The organism is Pseudomonas sivasensis (assembly GCF_052938085.1).
Map to the genome: position 1 here is coordinate 3738436 of NZ_CP176442.1, position 6154 is coordinate 3744589.

Consider the following 6154-nt stretch of genomic DNA (forward strand, 5'->3'; position numbering starts at 1 on the left):
AATATCCAATTCCGGGGAAGATCAGGTAGCCAATGCATCAGCCCGGCAACGGAATCACCCGCAACGGCCGCACCGACTTATAAGAAAAACTCGAATAGATCTCTTTGACGCACGGCAGCGTCTGCAACACCTCCCGCGCAAACTCGCCAAACGACTCCAAATCCTTGGCGACCACTTCGAGCAAAAAATCATAGCGCCCCGATACGTTATGACAGGCCACGATTTCCGGAATCTCCAACAACCGCTGCTCAAACGCCCGGGCGATATCCTGGGTGTGGCTTTCCATCATGATGCTGACAAACGCCGTCACCCCATACCCCAGCGCCTTGGGCGAAAGAATCGCCTGGTAACCGCTGATCACCCCGCTCTCCTCCAGATGACGGACCCGACGCCAGCACGGTGAAGTGGTCAGGGACACGCGTTCGGCGAGTTCGGCCACGGTTAAACGGGCATTGCCTTGCAGGGCGTTCAATAACGCTTTGTCGGTGCGGTCCAAGGTGACGGGCATGATTTGCCTCTGTTCATTATTTTTAGGGTTTTTTCATCCCTTAACGCGGGATTTGTCGGCAAAGTTTGGAAAATTCAGCCTTGGTTATGAGCATAGCATTGTAGGAAATAAGGAGCGCCCGACATGAACAATAAACATAATGCATTCGGCTTTTCTACCCGCGCCATCCACCACGGCTACGACCCCAAGGACCACCACGGCGCGCTCGTGCCGCCGACCTACCTGTCAGCCACGTTTGCGTTTCCCACTGCCGAATACGGCGCCGCCTGTTTTGCCGGCGAAGCCGACGGCCACTTCTATACACGCATTTCCAACCCGACTCTGGCGCTGCTGGAATCGCGCATGGCCACCCTGGAAAACGGCGAGGCGGCAGTGGCGTTCAGCTCCGGCATGGGCGCAATTGCCGCGACGTTCTGGACCCTGCTGCGGCCAGGCGATGAGGTGATCGTCAGCCAGACCCTCTACGGCTGCACCTTCGCCCTGCTGCATCACGGTATCGGCGAGTTCGGCATCAAGGTGCGGCACGTGGACCTCACCGACCTGGCCGCCCTGCGAGCGGCGCTCAGCCCCGCCACTCGTATGATCTACTGCGAAACCCCGGCCAACCCCACCCTGCAATTGGTGGACATCACAGCCGTGGCCGCCCTCGCCCATCAACAGCCAAACGTGACCGTGGTGATCGACAACACCTACTGCACGCCGTACTTGCAACGCCCGCTGGAACTGGGTGCCGATGTGGTGGTGCACTCGGCCACCAAGTACCTCAGCGGCCACGGCGACATCACCGCCGGCATCGCCGTCAGCAACCTGGCCACGGCCCAGCGCATTCGCCTGCAAGGTCTCAAGGACCTGACCGGCGCGGTGATGTCGCCCCAGGATGCGTCGCTGCTGATGCGCGGGCTCAAGACCCTGGCCCTGCGCATGGACCGCCACTGCAGCAACGCCCAGGCCGTGGCCGAAGCGTTGCAGGCGCACCCGGCGGTGGAGTGGGTCACGTATCCGGGGCTGCCCTCTTTCCCGCAATACGAACTGGCGGCGCGGCAAATGAGCCAGTCGGGCGGCATGATTGCTTTCGAGCTCAAGGGCGGGATCGATAGCGGTCGGCGCTTCATGAATGCCCTCAAGCTGTTCACCCGCGCGGTCAGCCTCGGCGACGCTGAATCCCTGGCCCAGCATCCGGCGAGCATGACCCATTCCACCTACACCCCGGAACAGCGCGCGCACCACGGCATCAGCGAAGGCCTGGTGCGTTTATCGGTCGGGCTTGAGGACGTTGCCGACCTGCTGTCGGATGTGCAGCAAGCACTGGCCACATGCACGCGCGCCTTGCCGCGCCGAACGCTGATGGCGGCGCATGCGGTGAGATGAGTTTGTTTTGCCCTGACGGCGGTCGGACAGGTCCGGCCGCCGTTGGCCGTGCTTAATCTGGTTTTTTTCCCAATTGGATCCCCATCCCGCCGCCAGGCTGTACTAGCATACGTCCTGCACTCGACATTCATGGACGAACTGATGAACTCAAACCTGTTCCCACATATAGGCAAGGTCATCGCCAGCACCGGCAGTCGCCATTTCCCACGCATGCTGCATGACCTGATTCTCACCCAACTGGCAGTGGACGCCACCCATATCACCCAAATGCGCGTGAGCCCCGAAGGGCACACCCGCCGCAAGATCAGCCCGGTCTACACCGATTCGGTGGCGGCCCTGGGCGAAGCACAACCCGCCGCACAACTGCACCTCACACGCCGCAAAGACGACGTGCGCTACGTGCTGTCGGTGTACCGCTCGCACCAGTCCGAAAGCTTTTCGCCTCAGGAGCGCAGCATGCTGCAGGACTTCTCCACCCTGCTGCTGCCGATGGTGGAAAAACACATCGCCGCGATCCAGCCCTGCCGCCAGGACAGCGATCCGAGGGAGCCGCAAAACCAGGGCATCGACACCCTGCGCCGACGCATTGAAGAACGCCTGGTGCAATCGGGTCTGACCCTGTCCAACCGCGAGCTGGAAGTGTGTGTGGGCCTGCTGGCCGGGCGGACGGCGCCGGAGTTGGCGGAGCAACTGGCATTGAAGGTCAACACGATTGAAAGCTACCTCAAGCGGGCGGCGATCAAACTGGGGATCAGCGGACGGCATTCGTTGTTGCGCTGGATGTATTCCACGGACGACATCACCAGTTAAACCGGTGGGAGGGGGCTTGCCCCCGATAGCGGTGTGTCAGCCATAGATGCATCAACTGACAGCCCCTCATCGGGGGCAAGCCCCCTCCCACACTTGATCTTCACCGGCCAACAGAAATCAGTCCCTGGCCAATGCCTCAATCGGGTCCAGCCGCGCCGCGTTCCGCGCTGGCACAAAGCCGAACACAATGCCGATCAGTGTCGAACAGGCGAAGGCTGTGACGATTGAGCCGACCGAAAACACCATTTCCCATTCCTTCACAAACAGCGAAAACAGAAACCCCAGCGCGTAGGACAGCGAGATACCAATCAAGCCGCCGATCAGGCACACCATCACCGCTTCCACTAAAAACTGCTGACGAATGTCCGACTGCCGCGCGCCCACTGCCATGCGAATACCGATCTCACGAGTACGCTCGGTGACCGACACCAGCATGATATTCATCACGCCAATCCCCCCCACCAGCAATGAAATCACTGCGATCAACGACAACAGCAGCGCCAGGGAGCGGCTGGTTTTTTGCACCGTCTGCATGATGCTGTCGAGGTTGTTGGTGAAAAAATCCTTGGTGCCGTGGCGTTGCAGCATGAGCTTGTTGACGTTGTCTTCCACCACCTTGCTCGGCTGACCGTCCTTGATGCGCACGGTGATGCTGTCCAAGTGGCGCTGGCCTAAAAGACGCCCCGCCGCGGTTTCGTAAGGCACCCACACGTTGAGCGCCTTGCTGGCGGCGAACATGTTTTTGTTGTCGGCCGTCACGCCAATCACTGTGCACGGCAGGTTGCCCACCAGGATCACCTGGCCCAGCGGGTCCACGTTCGGCCCGAACAGACGGTGCCGGGTGTTGTGGTCGATCACCACCACCTGGGCCTGGCGCCGTGCATCGCTTTCGCTGAAGGCAATACCGGCTTCAAGCTTCAGCCCCTTGACCTTGAAGTAGCGGTCGCTGACGCCATTGACTTGGGCATCCAGATCAATATTGCCGTAGCGCAGCAACAGGCTGCGGCCCACCACCGGCGTGGCACTGTCCACGTAGTACAACTGGTTCAACGCGTCCACATCCGACGGCATCAGGGTTTCGATGGCCGAGGCGCGGCTGTCGCCGAAACTGGTGCCGGAAAAGATATCGATGGTGTTGCTGCCAATCGCCTGGATGTCCTTGAGCACATAGCGCTTGGCGCCTTCGCCGATGGCCGAGATCGACACCACCGAGGTGATGCCGATGACAATGCCGAGCATGGTCAGCAAGGTGCGCATGCGATGGGACACCAGCGCGACCCAGGCCATGTTGAACGCTTCCTTGAACAACCCAAGGCTCGCCACCAACCGCCGTGCGCCGCTGCGCCGGGGCTCTATCGGCGCCTCGGCAGGCGCGTCCAATCCACTGCGGGTGTTGGCCTTGTCACTGATGATCTCGCCGTCACAGACCTCGACAATACGCTGGGCATTCGCCGCCACCTTGGGATCGTGCGTGACGATAATCACCGTGTGCCCGGCCGCGTGCAGCTCGGCGAGGATACGCATCACCTCCTTGCCGCTGTGGGTGTCGAGGGCGCCGGTGGGTTCGTCAGCGAGGATCACTTCACCGCCATTCATCAAGGCCCGGGCGATACTCACCCGTTGCTGCTGCCCGCCCGACAACTGGCTGGGACGGTGGGTGGTGTGGCTGGCCAGCCCCAGGCGTTCGAGCAACTCCCGTGCGCGACTGTGGCGTTGAGTCTGTGGGGTGCCCGCGTAAATCGCCGGCATTTCCACGTTGTGCAAAGCACTGAGGTGCGCCAGCAAGTGGTAGCGCTGGAAGATGAACCCGAAATAATCGCGGCGCAGTTCCGCCAGTTGTTCATCACCCAACGAACGGGTTTCGATGCCATTGATCTTGTAACTGCCGGCAGTGGCGTAATCCAGGCCGCCAAGGATATTCATTAAGGTGGATTTACCGGAACCGGACGCACCGATAATCGCGATCATTTCCCCGGCCTGAATCGTCAGGTCGATACCCTTGAGCGCAATGAACTCACGCTCGCCGGCCATGAAACTGCGGGTGATGCCCTTGAGTTCCAACAGTGGCTGGCTCATCCGTCAGTTCCCCGCCACAGCAGGCGACGCATCACCGATCACCACTTTATCGCCCTCGGCCAGGCCCTCCAGGATCTGCACCTTGACGTTGTTGTTGATGCCGGTTTTTACATCACGGGACACCGCCTTGCCCTTGGCATCCAGCACCCGCAGCGCGTAACTGCCGTCCTTATTGCGCGCCCCGAGCGCCGCCACCGGCACCATCAACGCGGCCTGGGCGGTGTCGAGCACGATACGCACCTGGGCGGTCATGGCGATGCGCAGGCGATGGTCGGGGTTGGGCACATCGAACAACGCGTTGTAGAACACCGCCGTGTTCTGCTTGGGCGTGCCGGCGGTCTGGGTTTCAAGGAAGTTCTGCGGCGCCGGCTCGGTGCCGCGCAGCTTGGCGTAGTAGCGTTTGTCGGCTTCACCGAGGATGGTGAAATACACCTGCTGACCGGGGCTGATATGAATCACATCCGCCTCCGACACCTGGGCCTTGACCGTCATGGTGTCCAGGTCCGCCAACTTGAGCAGCACCGGCGCCAGTTGGCTGGCGATCACCGTCTGGCCTTCCTGGGTGACGATGCCCACCACATCGCCGTCGATGGGCGCATTGATGCGGGTGTAATCCAGGTTGATCTTGGCGGTGTCGATCTGGATATGTGCGCTTTTGATCTGCGCATCCAGGGCCAACAGATTGGCCTGCTGCACTTGGAAGGTCGATTCGGCATCTTCAAAGTCCTGGCGCGATACCGACTCGTCATCCTGCAAGCCTTTGTAGCGTTCATACACCGACTTGGCCTGCTTGAGCTGAGCCGCCGTGGCCCTGCGCTGGGCCTGGAGGTTTTCCTCATCCACTTGGGCTTTGCGCAGGGTGTTTTGCAGGATCAACGGGTCGATTTCGGCGAGCCATTGGCCCTTTTTTACCTTGTCGCCCACTTTGACCTTGAGTGACTTTAACTGGCCGGAGACTTGGGCGCCGACGTCGACTTGCTTGATGCCTTCGAGTAGGCCGGTGGCCAGGACGGCGTTTTCGATGTCGCCGCGTTCGGCGGTGGCGGTGAGGTACAGCGGTGCGTCGGCCGGTGCCTGGACGGTGTAGATGATTAGGCTGATGGCTACGGCCAGTACGGTGAATATGCCGATTTTGCGGAATTTAGAGTTTTGCATAGATGACCATAGAAAGTGGTTTGGCCCGGCCTATTGGGTTGGGCTTTTTTTGATTGGGTACATATCCGTTTCTGCAGGAATGGAAATGCACACCGAAAGATCGCTATCGGGGGCAAGCCCCCTCCCACCTGTGAAAGCAGTTCGACTCAATAAATCGGTCGGCTCTAAGGCCGCCGCGCTCTTGATTTTGATCTGCGGTCGCCCCGTAAAACCACGCTGGCCGAACGCAGGTTTTGG

5 protein-coding genes are annotated in these 6154 nt (G+C 60.5%); 2 read left to right on the plus strand and 3 right to left on the minus strand.

What is annotated here, in order from left to right; all coding sequences use genetic code 11:
* Window positions 1–37: 37 nt before the first annotated feature.
* The gene (locus tag ACKZ62_RS17350) at window positions 38–508 is read right to left on the minus strand and encodes an Lrp/AsnC family transcriptional regulator (protein ID WP_032885766.1); all 471 of its coding nucleotides are present in this window, start codon (window positions 506–508) and stop codon (window positions 38–40) included.
* A 123-nt stretch (window positions 509–631) separates the two neighbouring features.
* Between ACKZ62_RS17350 and ACKZ62_RS17355 the strand changes: the two genes are divergently transcribed.
* Complete coding sequence (locus ACKZ62_RS17355; protein ID WP_447095575.1) at window positions 632–1876, plus strand: methionine gamma-lyase; 1245 nt, start codon at window positions 632–634, stop codon at window positions 1874–1876.
* A 141-nt stretch (window positions 1877–2017) separates the two neighbouring features.
* Window positions 2018–2686 carry a response regulator transcription factor gene (locus tag ACKZ62_RS17360; protein ID WP_177326421.1) on the plus strand — a complete coding sequence of 223 codons (669 nt, stop codon included), beginning with the start codon at window positions 2018–2020 and terminating at the stop codon, window positions 2684–2686.
* A 117-nt stretch (window positions 2687–2803) separates the two neighbouring features.
* On the opposite strand, the gene ACKZ62_RS17365 is transcribed toward ACKZ62_RS17360, so the two are convergent.
* Both ACKZ62_RS17365 and macA read right to left on the minus strand, forming a co-directional pair.
* Complete coding sequence (locus ACKZ62_RS17365) at window positions 2804–4762, minus strand: MacB family efflux pump subunit (RefSeq protein ID WP_032885760.1); 1959 nt, start codon at window positions 4760–4762, stop codon at window positions 2804–2806.
* Between the two features lie 3 nt (window positions 4763–4765).
* The gene (macA, locus tag ACKZ62_RS17370; RefSeq protein ID WP_122681425.1) at window positions 4766–5917 is read right to left on the minus strand and encodes a macrolide transporter subunit MacA; all 1152 of its coding nucleotides are present in this window, start codon (window positions 5915–5917) and stop codon (window positions 4766–4768) included.
* Between the last annotated feature and the right edge of the window lie 237 nt (window positions 5918–6154).